At 61.6% G+C, this 14,581-nt stretch carries 19 protein-coding genes; 9 read left to right on the top strand and 10 right to left on the bottom strand.

The features are described from left to right. The first annotated feature begins 26 nt into the window (after nt 1–26). A complete protein-coding gene (locus tag B5527_RS43980; RefSeq protein WP_154072282.1) occupies nt 27–197 on the top strand; it encodes a hypothetical protein in 171 nt (56 codons plus the stop codon). Nucleotides 198–387: 190 nt separating this feature from the next. Here B5527_RS43980 and B5527_RS16225 read toward each other — a convergent pair whose 3' ends face one another. Further along, nucleotides 388–1,539: an L-dopachrome tautomerase-related protein gene (locus B5527_RS16225; RefSeq protein WP_079602412.1), complete on the bottom strand. Its 1,152-nt coding sequence runs from the start codon at nt 1,537–1,539 to the stop codon at nt 388–390. A gap of 561 nt (nt 1,540–2,100) precedes the next feature. Between B5527_RS16225 and B5527_RS16220 the strand changes: the two genes are divergently transcribed. Further along, the gene (locus tag B5527_RS16220) at nt 2,101–2,397 is read left to right on the top strand and encodes a hypothetical protein (protein WP_079602411.1); all 297 of its coding nucleotides are present in this window, start codon (nt 2,101–2,103) and stop codon (nt 2,395–2,397) included. A 16-nt stretch (nt 2,398–2,413) separates the two neighbouring features. Here the strand turns inward: B5527_RS16220 and B5527_RS16215 are convergent, their stop codons facing one another. From B5527_RS16215 to B5527_RS16205, 3 genes are all read right to left on the bottom strand, one after another. After that, a complete protein-coding gene (locus tag B5527_RS16215; protein WP_079607320.1) occupies nt 2,414–3,226 on the bottom strand; it encodes a tetratricopeptide repeat protein in 813 nt (270 codons plus the stop codon). Nucleotides 3,227–3,323: 97 nt separating this feature from the next. Then, the gene (locus tag B5527_RS16210) at nt 3,324–4,010 is read right to left on the bottom strand and encodes a substrate-binding domain-containing protein (protein ID WP_079607319.1); all 687 of its coding nucleotides are present in this window, start codon (nt 4,008–4,010) and stop codon (nt 3,324–3,326) included. 278 nt (nt 4,011–4,288) lie between these two features. Beyond that, nucleotides 4,289–5,326 (bottom strand): glutamine synthetase beta-grasp domain-containing protein, encoded by a 1,038-nt coding sequence (locus B5527_RS16205; RefSeq protein ID WP_079602410.1) that lies wholly within the window; start codon nt 5,324–5,326, stop codon nt 4,289–4,291. A gap of 555 nt (nt 5,327–5,881) precedes the next feature. Between B5527_RS16205 and B5527_RS16200 the strand changes: the two genes are divergently transcribed. Then, nucleotides 5,882–6,073: a DUF2735 domain-containing protein gene (locus tag B5527_RS16200; protein WP_079602409.1), complete on the top strand. Its 192-nt coding sequence runs from the start codon at nt 5,882–5,884 to the stop codon at nt 6,071–6,073. 92 nt (nt 6,074–6,165) lie between these two features. Here the strand turns inward: B5527_RS16200 and B5527_RS16195 are convergent, their stop codons facing one another. Then, complete coding sequence (locus tag B5527_RS16195; RefSeq protein WP_079602408.1) at nt 6,166–6,477, bottom strand: MliC family protein; 312 nt, start codon at nt 6,475–6,477, stop codon at nt 6,166–6,168. Nucleotides 6,478–6,579: 102 nt separating this feature from the next. On the opposite strand from B5527_RS16195, the gene B5527_RS16190 reads away from it, so the two are divergent. Further along, nucleotides 6,580–7,326 carry a tyrosine-protein phosphatase gene (locus tag B5527_RS16190; protein ID WP_079602407.1) on the top strand — a complete coding sequence of 249 codons (747 nt, stop codon included), beginning with the start codon at nt 6,580–6,582 and terminating at the stop codon, nt 7,324–7,326. A 49-nt stretch (nt 7,327–7,375) separates the two neighbouring features. Here the strand turns inward: B5527_RS16190 and B5527_RS16185 are convergent, their stop codons facing one another. After that, the gene (locus B5527_RS16185; protein ID WP_079602406.1) at nt 7,376–7,573 is read right to left on the bottom strand and encodes a hypothetical protein; all 198 of its coding nucleotides are present in this window, start codon (nt 7,571–7,573) and stop codon (nt 7,376–7,378) included. Nucleotides 7,574–7,686: 113 nt separating this feature from the next. Then, complete coding sequence (locus B5527_RS16180) at nt 7,687–8,388, bottom strand: SGNH/GDSL hydrolase family protein (RefSeq protein ID WP_079602405.1); 702 nt, start codon at nt 8,386–8,388, stop codon at nt 7,687–7,689. 145 nt (nt 8,389–8,533) lie between these two features. On the opposite strand from B5527_RS16180, the gene B5527_RS16175 reads away from it, so the two are divergent. Next, the gene (locus B5527_RS16175) at nt 8,534–9,214 is read left to right on the top strand and encodes an SDR family oxidoreductase (RefSeq protein WP_079602404.1); all 681 of its coding nucleotides are present in this window, start codon (nt 8,534–8,536) and stop codon (nt 9,212–9,214) included. Nucleotides 9,215–9,217: 3 nt separating this feature from the next. Here B5527_RS16175 and B5527_RS16170 read toward each other — a convergent pair whose 3' ends face one another. Continuing rightward, nucleotides 9,218–9,925 carry a hypothetical protein gene (locus tag B5527_RS16170; RefSeq protein ID WP_079607318.1) on the bottom strand — a complete coding sequence of 236 codons (708 nt, stop codon included), beginning with the start codon at nt 9,923–9,925 and terminating at the stop codon, nt 9,218–9,220. A 196-nt stretch (nt 9,926–10,121) separates the two neighbouring features. Between B5527_RS16170 and B5527_RS16165 the strand changes: the two genes are divergently transcribed. The 3 genes from B5527_RS16165 (at nt 10,122) to B5527_RS16155 (ending at nt 11,539) form a co-directional block, all read left to right on the top strand. Then, nucleotides 10,122–10,808 carry a DUF2161 domain-containing phosphodiesterase gene (locus B5527_RS16165; RefSeq protein ID WP_079602403.1) on the top strand — a complete coding sequence of 229 codons (687 nt, stop codon included), beginning with the start codon at nt 10,122–10,124 and terminating at the stop codon, nt 10,806–10,808. 34 nt (nt 10,809–10,842) lie between these two features. Next, entirely contained in the window at nt 10,843–11,142 is a 300-nt protein-coding gene (locus B5527_RS16160; RefSeq protein WP_079602402.1) for a putative quinol monooxygenase, read from the top strand. A 94-nt stretch (nt 11,143–11,236) separates the two neighbouring features. Then, on the top strand, nt 11,237–11,539 hold the full coding sequence (locus tag B5527_RS16155) for a hypothetical protein (protein WP_079602401.1): 303 nt from the start codon (nt 11,237–11,239) through the stop codon (nt 11,537–11,539). Nucleotides 11,540–11,603: 64 nt separating this feature from the next. On the opposite strand, the gene B5527_RS16150 is transcribed toward B5527_RS16155, so the two are convergent. Continuing rightward, on the bottom strand, nt 11,604–12,227 hold the full coding sequence (locus B5527_RS16150; RefSeq protein ID WP_079602400.1) for a GNAT family N-acetyltransferase: 624 nt from the start codon (nt 12,225–12,227) through the stop codon (nt 11,604–11,606). Between the two features lie 165 nt (nt 12,228–12,392). Further along, complete coding sequence (locus B5527_RS16145) at nt 12,393–12,794, bottom strand: PaaI family thioesterase (protein WP_079602399.1); 402 nt, start codon at nt 12,792–12,794, stop codon at nt 12,393–12,395. 168 nt (nt 12,795–12,962) lie between these two features. Here B5527_RS16145 and B5527_RS16140 point away from each other — a divergent pair, with 168 nt between their 5' ends. Then, nucleotides 12,963–13,757 carry a cobalamin-binding protein gene (locus tag B5527_RS16140; RefSeq protein WP_079602398.1) on the top strand — a complete coding sequence of 265 codons (795 nt, stop codon included), beginning with the start codon at nt 12,963–12,965 and terminating at the stop codon, nt 13,755–13,757. The last annotated feature ends 824 nt before the right edge of the window (nt 13,758–14,581 follow it).

Below are 14,581 nucleotides of genomic sequence, written 5' to 3'. Positions count from 1 at the left end.
ATTCATCCGATGGTACCGATCCCGTCATGATGCACGTGCGAACGTATTGCGCCGCCCGGGAGACGGCAAAGCTGTCTTCCGGCACCTGGAAGCGGGGTGATCTGACCGTTGCCGCCGATGTTCAGGACCATCGCAAAGGCCGTCTCGACGATTTTGCCGGTCACGTCCACGCCAACCGCCCATCGATCAATTTCTGATTTTCAGAATTTCACTTGGCGCCCGACCCAAATCGCTTCTATATCCCCGCCGTCCTGTCCCCAAAGGGGCGCCCTTTGTTTTCGGGGCGGAGATTAGTTGCAACCTCGAGCGCATCGCGCCGCGGGGTCGCGAATTTGCGTCTGCGACACGTCCGGGTGCGCGGGGACGACGCAGAAAAAGTCGCAACGCTCAGTGCAGCAGCTTCACCTTGAAGATCGTGAACGGTCCCGAGCGCGGCAGGTTGTTCTTGAACGCGATTTCCCACAAATGGGAATCGGAGATGTAGAGATAGCCGCCGCTGATCGCAAAACCGTCCGCCCAGGAAAGCTTTGTGGGGTCGCTGACGAAAACCTTGGTGTCCAGCTTTTTATCCGGTGTCAGCGTCATCGCCGCCACGGTGCGATGTTCGAGATCGCCGCCATACAGCGTGCCGCTGGAATCCATGATCAGCCCGCCGCTCAGCACGGAGGTGCCGAGAAACTCGACCTTTTTGGCAAGCTCGGCATCGGAAAGCTTCGTGTCGCGCAAGGCCGACGTCGGCACGCGCCAGTAATTGTGGTCTGTCAGCGGCCGGTAATAGAGCCACTGCGCGTCCGGAGAAAGTGCGATGCCGTCGGCGTGGATCGCCACCACTGAGCCGTCCGGCCGCAGCGCGATCTCTTTGCCGATCATCAGATGCTGGCTGGGTTCGGCAAAGGTCGAGCGGTCGCCGACCAGCACCTGCCGGGCTTTCCCGGTCTTGAGATCGAGCACGACCAGGCTGCCCTTGTTGCCGGCATTGGTGAGATAGGCATAATCGTGCACGGTATCGATCCGCAGATCGTTCAGCGCATCCTTCGCCGAGACCACGCCGTTGAAATCATATTGCCGGATCACCTTGTTGCTCGCGAGGTCGAACTCGACCAGCTTCGGCGGCAGGCGATCCTGATCGAGCTTCGGCAGCGAGGAGTCGAGCGCCCAGAGATGGTCCGACTTGTCGACCCACAGCGCCTGCACCGAAATCCATTGCGACTTGCCGTCGCCCTGCGCGTTGAAAGTGTTCCAGGCGGCATCGGGATATGGCGTGACCGCGCCGGTTTTGGGATCGACCTCGATCATGCTGAAGTGCGAACGGACCTGGGAGGCCGGTGCGGTCGCGAACACCCTGCCCTCGCGCGAGACGCCGATGCCGACCAGCCGGAAATCGTCGCCGAACGTTTTGACGGTTTCCAGGGGCGGACCGACTTTGCCGGGATTCTGTATGTCAGCGAAACCTTGCGCCACGGCGGGCGCTGCCGCAAGCACGCCCGCCGCGAGAAGAAAGCCGATGGCCGCGCCGGCCTTGCTGGTTGTCGTCGCCATGTCCACTGTTCATATGCGGGGTTGTCGATGCGCCCCTAACTCCCGATGCCGACATCGCGTTCCCGCCGGTCGCGTTGAACATACCGTGAAATGGGAATCGCCATTCGGCGCGGCGCGGTCGTGCCAGCGAGCCTTCAATGCCGCTTGAAATACTGCACGGCACGCTCGTGTTTTTCTGCCGCCGCGCGCGACTTGAAGGTGCCGAGATTGCGGCGCTTGCCGGTTTTCGGATTCGCCTTGCGGGAATAGAGCCGCTATTCGCCCGACTGCAGTTTACGGATCATGGGACAGGACCTCCTTCAGCGTGCCCCTTTGCCTCAATTGCAATCGCGGCTGTCTTGTTCCGGCGGGTTCTCGTTATCGAGGAGGCCTTTCTGACTGTAACGGTTGCGTGAACCGGCTTGCCGCATGATGGAATGATGGCTTTCTTGATAACGTTCTAAAGCGGGTTCCTCCGCCTGACAGACGCTTTGCGTTAGCGCCCCTCCGCTTGATACCGTCAATACGCCCGCCGAACCGGCGTAGCAGACTGGGTCAAGCCACGCCGCCCGGAGAGCAAAAATGTTGATTCACCTGCCGATTATTTTCCTGACTTCGCTGCACCCCATCGCTGGCGCCAACACCGTGCCGAAATTCAATATCACGCTGGAATGCCAGTCCGAAGGCGGCACCAAGGCCATGCTGGACAGATGCTCCGATGATGAGAAGCAGGCGCTCAACCAGCTGCGAGCGGAATGGACGCAATTTGCCGCGAGCGATGTCAGGCAGTGCACCGAGGAAACCAGCATCGACGGCAGTCCGAGCTATGTCGAACTGCTGACCTGCCTCGAAATGGCGAGGGATGTGAGACCCAAGTGATCCGGGAGGGCCCGCGTCAAAAGCAAAGATTGGTCACAAGATTTCCGCGCTTGTCCTTGATCGCATAGGGACATCGCAGGCGGTCAAGCGCCTTCCTGGCGTCTTCGTCGCCGAGCGCCGCGGCCCGTTCGTAATAGGCTTTGGCGGCGCTCGAATCCTTCGGCCCGCCGCGTCCTTCCTGCGTGAACGCGCCCATTCGTTCCAGCGCGCCGGGATGATTTTGCGCCGCCGCCTTCTCGAACAGGCTGCGCGCGCCGGCATCGTCCCTGGCGCCGCCGGTACCGTCCGCCAGCATCAGCCCGAGCTGGTACTGCGCTTCCGCATTGGTCTCGGCGGCCTTTGCCAGCAGCTCTCTGGCCCTCGCCGGATCCGACGGCGCGCCGCCGCCGGACAGCGCCGTGAGATTGGTGACGCCGCGCGGATTGCCGGCTTCGGCGGCGCGCTCGAACAGTTTCCGCGCCTGCGCCTCGTCCTTCGCAACGCCGGCGCCGCTGCCGTAGAGCACGCCGAGTTCGACCATTGCCGAGGTCGAGCCCTTGTCGGCGGCCTTGCGCCAGGCGCCGATCGCTTCCGGGGTTTGCCCGTTGGCGGCGTAGGCGCGGCCGAGCTGATACAGCGCCCGCCGCGACGAGCCGGCGGCGACCTTGCAATATTTGATCGCGGTCGCGACATCCGATGGCGCGACGTCGGGGACGCCCTTGACGTCGGCCGGCTTGTCGGGATCGGCGGGGTCGGCGGCGAGCCGGTCGCACAGCACGAGATCGGCCGATTGCGCCTTCACCCGAGATGGATCGGCCCATGCCGCCGCCGCGATCGCGATCGCCGTCATGGCGGCGCGACCTGCCGCAACCGATAAAAGCGCGCGGGATAGTCTGATCATGGTGCCCATTCCGGTGGAAAAGGTTAGCTTTGAAGCTGCGGCGAATCTAGGGCTCGAGCCCGGACTCGTGCAGCGCCGGGGCCACCTCGGGCGAGGCGAGATATTTCAACAGGGCATCGGATTGAACCACCCTTTTCGACGCCGCCAAGCGCCCGGCGGAGAACACCGCGGGGCTTTGCAGATCAAGCGGGATCGGTCCGACCACTTCGATACCCTTGACCTGCTTCAGCTCGCTGAGCTGCTGCACCGCCAGCTCGGCCTCGCCGGTGACCAGCCGCTCGGCGGTAAAGCCCTGGGGAACGATACAGGCGCGGGCGTTAATCTCGGATGCAATCCCCATCCGCTCGATCAGTTGCGCGAAGAAGATGCCGCTGGCGCCCAGACGCGAATACGCCACCGCACGGGCGCCGAGCAACGTGGCGCGCAGCGCCGACTCGGTGGCGATGTCGGGATGCGCAGCGCCGGCCCTGACCGCAATGCCGACATAGGAGCGCGCGAGGTCGACGCAGCTGCCCGCTGCGACGGCTTCCTGAGCGGCGAGATCGTCGAGCGCCTGCTTGGTGAGAATGACGACGTCGGCGCCTTCGCCGCGACGCAGGCGATCCAGCAACGCAAGCGTCGGCGCGAAATCGGCATCGATGCGCGCGCCGCCGGCCGCTTCATATCGTCCGGCGAGGCTGCGGACCGCGCCCATCAAGGCCAGCGTCGACAGCACGCGAACCACATTCTGCATCAAGAGCCTTTCCTCACGGGCTTGCCGTTGCAGGCTGGTTTGGCCCGCGCTCGCGGCCGCTTCTAGCAGCCCGCTGCGCCTCGCGCGACCAATCAGCGGCAAAAAAAGACCAGCCCGGATGAGCCTGAAGCCATCCGCAGGGCTGGTCGAGGTCGCACTGGACGTGATGCGCGAAACGTAAATCTTGGACGCTTAAACGCAATGATCCGCCAAAACGCCTGGGCGTTCCGGCGGATCGGGTTGCAGCCCCGACGCCTCGTGGAGGCCGTGGGGCCGGCTTAGGCCGCGGCCGCCTTCGAGGCGGTCGGAACCGAAGCGATCGTCTTGAGAATCTGGGAAGCGATCTGGTAGGGGTCGCCTTGCGAGTTCGGTCGGCGATCTTCCAGATAGCCCTTGTAGCCATTGTTGACGAAGGAGTGGGGGACGCGGATCGAGGCGCCGCGGTCCGCGATACCATAGCTGAAGCTGTCGATCGACGCGGTCTCATGCTTGCCGGTCAGACGCATGTGGTTGTCCGGACCGTAGACTGCGATGTGATCGGCGCGGTTCGCCTTGAACGCTTCCATCAGCTTCTCGAAATATTCCTTGCCGCCGACTTCGCGCATATAGGTGGTGGAAAAGTTGGCGTGCATGCCGGAGCCGTTCCAGTCGGTGTCGCCGAGCGGTTTGCAATGGAATTCGATGTCGACGCCGTATTTCTCGGTGAGGCGCAGCATCAGATAGCGGGCCATCCACATTTCGTCGGCGGCCTTCTTGGAACCCTTGCCGAAGATCTGGAATTCCCACTGGCCCTTCGCCACTTCGGCGTTGATGCCTTCATGGTTGATGCCGGCGGCGAGGCAGAGGTCGAGATGCTCTTCCACCATTTTGCGCGCGACGTCGCCGACGTTCTTGTAGCCGACGCCGGTGTAATATGGCCCCTGCGGTGCAGGATAGCCGCTTGACGGGAAGCCGAGCGGACGGCCGTCCTTATAGAAGAAGTATTCCTGCTCGTAGCCGAACCAGGCCCCTTCATCATCCAGAATGGTCGCGCGCGTGTTCGAGGCATGCGGGGTCTTGCCGTCGGGCATCATGACTTCGCACATCACCAGCGCGCCGTTGGGGCGCGCGCCGTCCGGATAAATCGCGACCGGCTTGAGAACGCAATCCGAATTGTGACCCTCGGCCTGCATGGTCGAGCTTCCGTCGAAGCCCCAGAGAGGAAGCTGTTCCAGCGTCGGAAACGAATCGAATTCCTTGATCTGTGTTTTGCCGCGCAGATTCGGCGTCGGCGTGTATCCGTCGAGCCAGATATACTCGAGCTTATACTTTGTCATTGAGTTCTCTCATGAGTTGATGATGCAAAAGGTGGGAATCCGAAGCCTATTGGTCACCACAGACGTACCCGGCCACCATCGGCCAGTCCTTGCCAAGCAATAAAAGTGCCAGTCGCTGCAGTGCGGGACGGCGCCCCACAGGAAAACGATCCGGCGTCCCGACCCGCCCAAAGCCAGCATTCGGGGTGCGGCAAAGCCGCGCGGGACCGGCCGTCGGCGGGACCGAAGGAGAGCGGCTCGGAACAGATTTACGCCTGATTATCCAGCAGTCCGCAGCCTGTTTTGGCGGTCCGATTAAAGCCGCGCCGTTCGTTCGCAACATTTGTCCAGAAAGCCGGGCGATCCCGCAACCTTGGCTATGGCCCAAGCGTTAGCCAGTGCATGGTTGCTTTCCAGGATGCAAACCGGGAAATGCCTATAATTTGCACAGCGAATGATTTCGTTTTGATCAGGTTGCACCAGCGAAGTGCAGGGACGATATCAATTTCAGTAACCGCAAGAGAACGAGTCGGGCGCAGCATCAGTTGATGTACCGCGACCTAAGGAGCACAACAGATGAATACGAATTTGAATCACGGGTCGGCAACGATCTACCAATTCCCTCCCGGGGGCCGCGGCGGGCGTCGGCGCGAAGAGGCCAAGACCGCGACCGATCTGACTCCATCACGCATCTACGACGCCGCGTCCAGCAGCAGCTGGTATCACGAGGCGGCGATCGAGGAGTCCAAGCCGGTGCGTGAACGTTGACGCCAAGCGCAAGGCCGCTGCCGATCTGTCGCTGGTGTCTGGTGGAAGATCAAGGATGCTGAAAGGGTCGAAACAAATGTTTCGGCCTTTTTTCATGTCAGCTCGCACGCCGTCGCCGGCCGTTTGGCGTGCCTGATCGTGGTGCCTGCGCCGGTGATTTTCAACGTGACGCCGCCACCCGAATAGCGCGAGCCTGACAAAGCCAGGCGCCGGGCAAGCGTCACCGCCCTTCCATCGATCTGCAGAAACGCGCGTTTATCGTATTCGAAGAATCCGACCAGGAACCGGGTGCCGTCACTGCAGCGATAACTCTGGAACGTCTGTGCTGACGCGGGCGATGAACCGGTCGCAATTGCCGTGGCGAATAATGCCGCGCGGAGAATGATGACAGCTTTGCGATTCATGTTTGCCCCCGTTTGAGGGTCAAGTATAGACCAGAGCGAGCAAAGCAAGCGATACGCCTGTCAGTCATTTCTCCGCCGCAGAAGGTCGCTTAAGCTGGTCCCATGTCAGATCCTCCCGTCCGCCATTTCAATCTTGCCGGCGCCAGCAATTTCCGTGATCTCGGGGGCTATCCCGGCAAAGACGGCCGCCGGTTGCGCTGGCGGCAGATCTTTCGTTCCAACCATCTCGGCCACGTCACCGAAGCCGATATTGCGATTTTGCGTGGCCTGGGCCTGAAAAGCGCGTTCGATTTCCGCGGCACCGAGGAGCGTCTTGCGGCGATGTGCGGATTAACGGAGATTGCAGTCCATTCGCTGCCGATCGAGCCGACCGTGGTGGCGGCGCTGCACGCGCGGCTCGCCGCCGGCGCCGCGCTGTCATCGGCCGATGCACTGGATGTGATGCGCGATTCCTACCGCAACTATGTGCGTCAGAACACGTCCAGCTTCCGCGCCCTGTTCGCTCATCTGCTGGAGGACCGCGCGCCGCTGGTGATTCATTGCACCGCCGGCAAGGATCGAACCGGTTTCGCCTGCGCGCTGATCCTGCATGCGCTCGGCGTGCCGGACGATCTGATTGCGCAGGATTATCTGCTCACCAATCGCTTCTACCGGCGCGATCCCTCCGCCAGCAGCGATCTGCCCGATGATGTCCGTCAGGTGCTCGGATCGGTGGAAGCCTCGTTCCTTGCCGCCGCGTTCGATGCCATCGGCGCCGACTACGGCAATCTCGAAAATTATTTGCGGGACGGGCTGGGCCTCATGCCGGGAGAACGCGCCAGATTAGAGGCGCGCTATCTGGAGTCCTGACCCTGCTCGTCCGGTCAGGACAAGCGACAAGACAAAGGCAAGAACTGCCTTACGCCGCCGCTTCCATTTCCGCGTCGAGGTCAGCGATGACGTCTTCGAATGCCGAGATCGCCTGTTGAACCGCGGCGATCTGCATCAACTCCCAGCCGCTGACCGGGCCATTGCGGTTCTGCAGCGCGACAATCAAATCCCGGCGCTGCTCCTTCAGCTGAATCAGCGGCAAACCGTGGTCAGGCAGATATCTCATCGTGGGTGTCTCCCAGTCCCTGGATCGAGCGCCCCCGACGTATAGCGGGATGGTTCTGCCGTTCGCTTACAAAACTCCGGCAAATTTTAACGATCACGCGCGGCCGCAGCGTCTCAGGCAGTCGCCCGAAGCGCAGCGGCGATCGCGCCGTAGAGCGCCTGGGTAACACAATTGGTAGCCCAATCGCTCATATGAAGCTTATCGGGGTCGGTTGGATCGATCAGTTCGGCAATCGGGATCCCGTCGCCGCAACACCAGCGCCGCATCAGGGCGAAGCGCCGAAACACGTTGATGTTTGCCTTCTCGGCGGCGGCCGATATCAACGATACCATCTGCTCGGCGGCCTTGATCTTGTCGGGACCCACGATGGCCGTGGTGTATTGCAGATCCATCAGCACCACATCCATGCCGAAACCCGCGATCCGGTCGAGTCCTGTCGCGATCGACGCGGCAACGTCGTCGAAACTGTATTGTCCCAAACGAAACACCGCATTGGTGCCGACCTGCCAGATCACCAGCGCAGGTGCCTCGCCGATTACGTCCGGATCAAAGCGCGACAGTTCGTCCAGCGCCTCCTGGCCGCCGATCCCGCGGTTGAGCACGTCGATCATCCGGCCGTGAAACTGCCCCCTCAAGGCGAGCTCAAGCCGGCAAGGAAAAGGCACGATGTTGCCCTCGCCCGCCGTCGATGACGACCCGATCGCCACGATCTTGACCTTACGCTGGCTTTTGAGACTCTGCGCGAGGCGCGGAAGCGGATATTTGAATTCGACAATATCGGGGTGAGTGTCGCAAGGCCGTGGCGCGTCAGACATCTGAATATCCCAAGTATCCGCTTGCGCAGTGCGATCCCTCGCGAACCTGCATTTGGCCGCAAATTTCTACAGCATTGCAAATGAATTTCGCATGGCGATAGTGTAACACCCTCGCCCTTGGCGCCTTTGCCCCGGAGATCCAATCATGGACCGAAAAGTCGTTGTCGTCACCGGCGCCTCGGGCGCACTGGGCAAGGTGGTCGCGGAAGCGGCGCTGGCCCGGGGCGCGCGCGTGGCCGGGGTGGATCACGCGCCGACGCAAGTCGCGGCGACGGAAAATCGGATCGAACTCGGCGGCGTCGATCTTTCGGATCCGGCGCAAGCCAAAAATGCCATCGACACCGTCGCCGCGCTTTTTGGCAGGCTCGACGTGCTGATCAATATTGCGGGCGGCTTTGCGTTTGAGGCGATCGCCGAGGGCGAGACCGGAACCTGGCAGCGCATGTATGCACTCAATGTCCTGACCGCGCTGAACGCGTCTCGCTCGGCACTCCCCTACCTCGTCGCCTCCCCCGCCGGGCGGATCGTCAACGTCGGCGCGATGGGCGCGCTGCAGGCCGGCATCGGCATGGGGCCCTACGCCGCGTCCAAAGCCGGCGTGCATCGTCTCACCGAGGCGCTCGCGGCGGAATGGAAAGGCAAGCTCACCGCCAACGCCGTTCTGCCGTCAATCATCGACACCCCAGTCAACCGCGCCAGCATGCCGACGGCTGATTTCACAAAATGGGTAAGACCGGAAGAACTGGCTGAGGTGATGCTGTTTCTGGCAAGCGATGCGGCCAGCGCCGTTACCGGCGCGCTGCTCCCGGTGACCGGGCGGGTTTAGGCCTCACGCCTCCGCTAGCCTCTTCAGCACCGCGCTGAAGCGAATGCTGCGTTTGCCCGCGAGCGCCGTGGCTTCCGCGACCGCACCTTCATCGGTGTAGGTGCCGGAAAAGCCGATGCCGACCTCATAGCCGCCAAACACCGGGCGCTCACCCTGGCTCGGCGTGTGCTCGTGGTTGACGATTTCGCCTTTCCATCTGCCGTTCGCGCTGGTGTAGGACCCCATATAATCGAAGAAGCCATCGCCGCCGCGGATCGCGCCATCGTGCAGCACCATCACGCCGGTGTTGCCGCCGTCGATGCCGTCCAGCATCCGGATGTGAATTGAATAAAGGCCGTTCTTGATGCCACCGGTTCCGGCCGAAAGTACGGGAGGCGCGGCCTCTTCGCTAATGGGGGTCATCACCGAGGTGACGGCAATGCGGGGCATTTGCGTCGTACCACCCTCGAAATGATATTGCTGGCCTTGCTGCCTGCCTTTGAGTGTCAGGCTGATCTTATCGGTCTTGAACAAGGGCTGGAAATTCGGATCGTCGTTGTGGCGCAATGTCGATATGTCGGCCAATACATCGCCGTTACCAGAATCCCGGTAGCTGCCGATGAAGGCGAAGGCCGAATTACCGCCCATCATCTTGCCGTCATATACATAAACAACGCCGCGGCGCGAACCATGCACCGTGTGCATCTCGATCTTGTAAAGTCCCCGCAGCATCTGAAGCCGCTCCGGCATCGACGAATTGCGGCGCGACCTGCGAATCCTCGGATTTCGCAGTGAAATCAGTCCTACGTTATCTGCCTGGTCCCGGGACGCATGGTAACCGCTTCCCTACCCTTTGATCAAATCCTCTCATGCAAATCAGGCTAGACTCTGGCACTGAGTCGCGCAGGCGACACCGGAGCTTGGACCCTTGGAAACTGCGCTTTATCTGCCCGTCAAACGCTTCCTCGAAAAGCTCGGCTTCACGGTCAAGGGCGAAGTCGGCGGCTGTGATCTCGTGGCGCTGAGCGGCGGCGATCCGCCGGTCGTCGTGATCGGCGAGTTGAAGCTGACATTCAATCTTGAACTGGTTTTGCAGGCGGTCGATCGCGCCGGCGCCTGTGATGAGGTTTGGCTCGCCGCAAAAATGTCCGCGCGCGGCAAGGGACGCGAGAGCGACGCGCGCTATCGCAATCTCTGTCGCCGGCTCGGCTTCGGCATGCTCGCGGTCACCAATACCGGCGACGTCGAGGTGCTCGTCAAGCCGGCCACGACAAGCCCGCGCCGCAACCCGAAGAAGCGCTCGCGCCTGGTCGCCGAACATCGGCGCCGCAAGGGCGACCCGGCGCTGGGCGGAAGCACGCGTTCACCGATCATGACCGCGTATCGCCAGCAGGCGTTAGCCTGCGCATCGGCGCTGTCGGAGGGCCCGCGGCGCGTGCGGGATCTCAAGCCAGAGATTCCCGACGCACCGAAAATTCTGCTGCACAACGTCTATGGCTGGTTCGACCGCGCCGAGCGCGGCATCTATGTCCTGACCGATGCGGGACGCGCCGCGCTGAAGCGCTGGCCGCAACAGCCGATCGACTTTGCCGGCGCCAGCGATACAATCTCCTGAGGATGACGAACATCAAAAGCGGCGGAGAGACAGCATGATCCTGGTGACAGGCAGCGTGACCGCACGGGAAGACTCGATCGATGAAGCTCTCGAACTCTGTCTCGATCATGTTCATCGCTCGCGCAAAGAGCCCGGCTGTATCTCCCACGCCGTGCACACCGATTGCGAGAATCCGTTGCGGCTCGTATTTGTCGAACAATGGGTCGATCGCGCCGCCCTGCTGGCCCATTTCGCTGTGCCGGCGTCCCGCAATTTTGTTCGCGCGCTGCAGTCGGCTGCCGCCGGCAACACGACGATCGAGATTTACGATGCCGAAAGGTTGGAAAATCTCTGAAACAGTTCGGCGCATAGCTGGATTGCCACACCAAATTCATATTGCAATGCAACATAGCGGGCTCTAGGTATTCCGGATCAGACGAGAGGCCCCAATGAGTGAAGACTGGAATACGAAATATGGACCGCGGCGCGTCCGGCGCGATCCACCGACGCTGGATGAAGCCATTTTCGCCGCGATCGGGATCACCGACGATCAGGAAGCGCAGGCCGAAATCGCCGCTTCGCTGATGGGGCTGCCGATCGAATCCGTCATTGCCGAAGTGAAGAAGGCCGGCCGGCTTTCCGCGCGGTCTTCGACGCGGGTGATTGCGGGCGAACAAGGCGCGCAGCGCTCGGTCGTGGTCGAACGCCGGGTCGTCAGGAAATTCGGCAACGACAAGCGCACCGGCACTTAAGTAGCGCCCCGTGGCAATTCGCTCGATCGAAAATCGAGTGAATGGCCGCTTGCCGGCGCCGTTATCAGGCGGTCCGGCCCCAGCCGTACATTCGCAAAAGCAGCTTCCAGTACGCCCGGTTGAAGCCGATCATGGCACGCGCCAAATCGGCAGGCGTCACGATCGCAGGCTTTACGGGTTCGGGCTGCGGTTGCGCCGTCAGATCGATATTTCCGGTGGATTCGCCGTGGCGGAACGTCAGATGCGCGCCGAACTTGTTGGCGAGCGCCCGCATCGCCTGGTTCTGTACGCCGGTGGTAATCCGCAGCGAGTGGTAGCCCTTGGAACGCGCTTCCGCGATCAGTTTTCGAAACAGGATGCTGCCGACGCCCTGCCGTCGTACGCACGCCTCCACGCTGAACGCGATCTCCGGTAACGAGTCAGGCGATTGATCCGGCGGATGCAGTTCGGCCGCGCCACGCACCACGCCGCCCTCGATGTAGGCGATGACCACCGTGCCATCGTCGGCGCATTTCTCGGCATAGCGTTCGATGAAGCTATCATCCATGAAGCCATGGAAGCGGTCGTAACGGCTGTCCCGATCGAGCCGCAACAGATGATCGCGCAGCAACGGCAATTCTTCCGGCTGGCGTAACGTCCGGACGGTGCCCCTGGCGGCCAATGAGCGGGAAATGTCTTCGTGGTTCACGTATCAACTCCTCTTGGAAGCCCTCGAGGAGGCGTCGAATCCCTAGAACAAGGATATTGTGCATCGCAGCATAAAATTCAAGATCGCTTCCTGCCGCAAATAACGGCAGAAGGTCACGACCGCGTGGTTAACAACATGGCATATCCGTAATCATACGGGCATCGATCACAGCAGTACCATCTGCGTCTGGGTCACCACCGCGACAAGTTTTCCATCCTCGGTCTCCAGGCGGGTTTGCCAGACCTGGGTGCGCCGTCCCCGATGCACCGGCGTCGCGGTCGCGATAACAATCGTTCCCTCCTTCGCGCCACCAATGAAATTGGTCTTGCTCTCGATCGTGGTGGTTCCCTTGGCGTCATCCGGCAAATTGATCACGGTCGCCGCAGCGCCGACCGAATCCGCGAACGCCATGATCGCGCCGCCGTGAATGACGTGACCGAGGGTGCAGAGGTCCGGCCGCACCAGCATTCGCGCCACCACGCGATCGCGCTCGGCTTCGGTGAACGTCACGCCCTTCAGTTCCGCGAAAGGCATCTTCATCGAATTGACTTTTTCCAGCGGCGTCATAGTCGGTGGTTCTCCCATCTGTTCAAATTGTCATACGCGGGCTTGACCCGCGTATCCACTAATCACCAGAACTTTTTGAGATGATGGATTGCCGGGTCGAGCCCGGCAATGACGTTGTGGGTAATGGCCGCCGTGACAAGCGAATGATTATTCTGCATATCGTCCGTCATGCGCCAATTCCCTCCCCGCCGGATTGTCTGTCTCACGGAAGAAACCGTGGAGACGCTGTATCTGCTCGGCGAGCAGGAGCGGATCGTCGGCGTGTCCGGCTACGCGGTGCGGCCGGCGCAGGTCAGACGAGAGAAGCCGCGGGTCGCTGCGTTCATCTCGGCCGACATTCCGAAGATCCTGGCGCTCGAGCCGGATCTCGTTCTCACCTTCTCGGATTTGCAGGCCGACATCGTCTCCGGGTTGATCCGCGCCGGTGTCGCCGTCCATGCCTTCAACCAGCGCGACCTCGCGGGCATCCTGGCGATGATCCGCACCGTAGGCGCGCTGGTCGATGCGGCGGAGCGGGCCGATCAACTCGCCGCCAGCTATGAGCGGCGTCTGGCAACGATCGAGTCGGCCGCCCGGCCCTTGCGCAGACCGAAAGTCTATTTTGAGGAATGGGACGATCCCTTGATCAGCGGCATCGGCTGGGTTTCCGAACTGATCGAGATCGCCGGCGGCGAAGACGTGCTGCCAAAGCTGCGCTTTCAACAGGCCGCGAAAGACCGGATCATTGCTCCCGATGTCGTGCGCGCCGCCGCGCCGGATGTGATCCTGGCGTCGTGGTGCGGCAAGAAAGTGGTTCCGGACAAAATCAGAAAGCGGCCGGGCTGGAGCGATATTCCGGCTGTCCGCAACGACCGCATCATCGAGATCAAATCGACGATCATCCTGCAGCCCGGTCCCGCGGCGCTGACCGACGGGCTGGATGCGATTGTGAAGGCGCTGTGGCCCGCACCACAAAGCGCCTGAACATCGAGGCGGAAATTCGATTCGAATGTCAAACAGCGGATACACCTCCGCATTCTCGCGGCACGGTTTTGCCCGAGGCTTGCGTTTCGTTGTCCCTCGAAAAAGAGGGAGCAGGGAATGCCGGATGCGCGCTGCACCCGCGGTCCCGTGTGCAAAAGGTAGAAGAAAATGCACACGAGCATACAGGGCAGCGGAGGCGATCCGACATTCCCTGCGCAATGGCTTTACGGCTTATTTCGCGCTCTCCCCGGAGAATCGGGCTTTGTTGTCTCCGTCGCCCCACGGAATCTGGCACTCGGCCCGGTCGGGCTTTCGCACCTCCGCAAGACTTGACGCCAACCACTGAGGCGTCAGGACCACACGACTTCACCGTACGCTTCAGCATCGTACGTCCTGCGCTCCGTCGTCCGCTCACGGAAACCCGCCCTGCGGACAAACTTCACGCCCGACACCGCCGCGTCCACCACATCCCATCCCAACGTTCGGTGACGATGGCCAACGCCCCTTCCTCGGGGACAGGATGGCGTGAGTCGTAAAGGTGATTTGCGCGACGGCGAAAATGAAAATTGCCCGCCGGGTTGTTTTGTCGCAGGCACAATTCTACCGTCGGTTCGAAACCCACCCCTTCCGCCAGTCAAGGGCAAAAAGCCAAGTATTTTCAGGGCTTGGCTATTTTCGCTCACCAAATGCGACTGACCAACCAGGAAAGCGGGCTAATCTTAGGTAGCCAGATTCCCCTCGCCATCAGTTTTGAACATGCCCATCGGATAACCTTGACCACTATTTTTAACGTCAATCAGGACCGCAAACCCCTCGCCCTTTAG

The sequence above is a fragment of the Bradyrhizobium erythrophlei genome (assembly GCF_900129425.1).
GTDB lineage: Bacteria > Pseudomonadota > Alphaproteobacteria > Rhizobiales > Xanthobacteraceae > Bradyrhizobium > Bradyrhizobium erythrophlei_C.
The sequence above is the reverse complement of the archived record's forward strand: the minus strand, read 5'-3'. Positions and strand labels throughout refer to the sequence as shown.

Coding starts and splice junctions, on each gene's coding strand:
- B5527_RS43980 (WP_154072282.1), top strand. CDS start 27: ATGATGCACGTGCGAACGTATTGCGCCGCCCGGGAGACGGCAAAGCTG.
- B5527_RS16225 (WP_079602412.1), bottom strand. CDS start 1,539: ATGGCGACGACAACCAGCAAGGCCGGCGCGGCCATCGGCTTTCTTCTC.
- B5527_RS16220 (WP_079602411.1), top strand. CDS start 2,101: ATGTTGATTCACCTGCCGATTATTTTCCTGACTTCGCTGCACCCCATC.
- B5527_RS16215 (WP_079607320.1), bottom strand. CDS start 3,226: ATGACGGCGATCGCGATCGCGGCGGCGGCATGGGCCGATCCATCTCGG.
- B5527_RS16210 (WP_079607319.1), bottom strand. CDS start 4,010: ATGCAGAATGTGGTTCGCGTGCTGTCGACGCTGGCCTTGATGGGCGCG.
- B5527_RS16205 (WP_079602410.1), bottom strand. CDS start 5,326: ATGACAAAGTATAAGCTCGAGTATATCTGGCTCGACGGATACACGCCG.
- B5527_RS16200 (WP_079602409.1), top strand. CDS start 5,882: ATGAATACGAATTTGAATCACGGGTCGGCAACGATCTACCAATTCCCT.
- B5527_RS16195 (WP_079602408.1), bottom strand. CDS start 6,477: ATGAATCGCAAAGCTGTCATCATTCTCCGCGCGGCATTATTCGCCACG.
- B5527_RS16190 (WP_079602407.1), top strand. CDS start 6,580: ATGTCAGATCCTCCCGTCCGCCATTTCAATCTTGCCGGCGCCAGCAAT.
- B5527_RS16185 (WP_079602406.1), bottom strand. CDS start 7,573: ATGAGATATCTGCCTGACCACGGTTTGCCGCTGATTCAGCTGAAGGAG.
- B5527_RS16180 (WP_079602405.1), bottom strand. CDS start 8,388: ATGTCTGACGCGCCACGGCCTTGCGACACTCACCCCGATATTGTCGAA.
- B5527_RS16175 (WP_079602404.1), top strand. CDS start 8,534: ATGGACCGAAAAGTCGTTGTCGTCACCGGCGCCTCGGGCGCACTGGGC.
- B5527_RS16170 (WP_079607318.1), bottom strand. CDS start 9,925: ATGCTGCGGGGACTTTACAAGATCGAGATGCACACGGTGCATGGTTCG.
- B5527_RS16160 (WP_079602402.1), top strand. CDS start 10,843: ATGATCCTGGTGACAGGCAGCGTGACCGCACGGGAAGACTCGATCGAT.
- B5527_RS16155 (WP_079602401.1), top strand. CDS start 11,237: ATGAGTGAAGACTGGAATACGAAATATGGACCGCGGCGCGTCCGGCGC.
- B5527_RS16145 (WP_079602399.1), bottom strand. CDS start 12,794: ATGACGCCGCTGGAAAAAGTCAATTCGATGAAGATGCCTTTCGCGGAA.
- B5527_RS16140 (WP_079602398.1), top strand. CDS start 12,963: ATGCGCCAATTCCCTCCCCGCCGGATTGTCTGTCTCACGGAAGAAACC.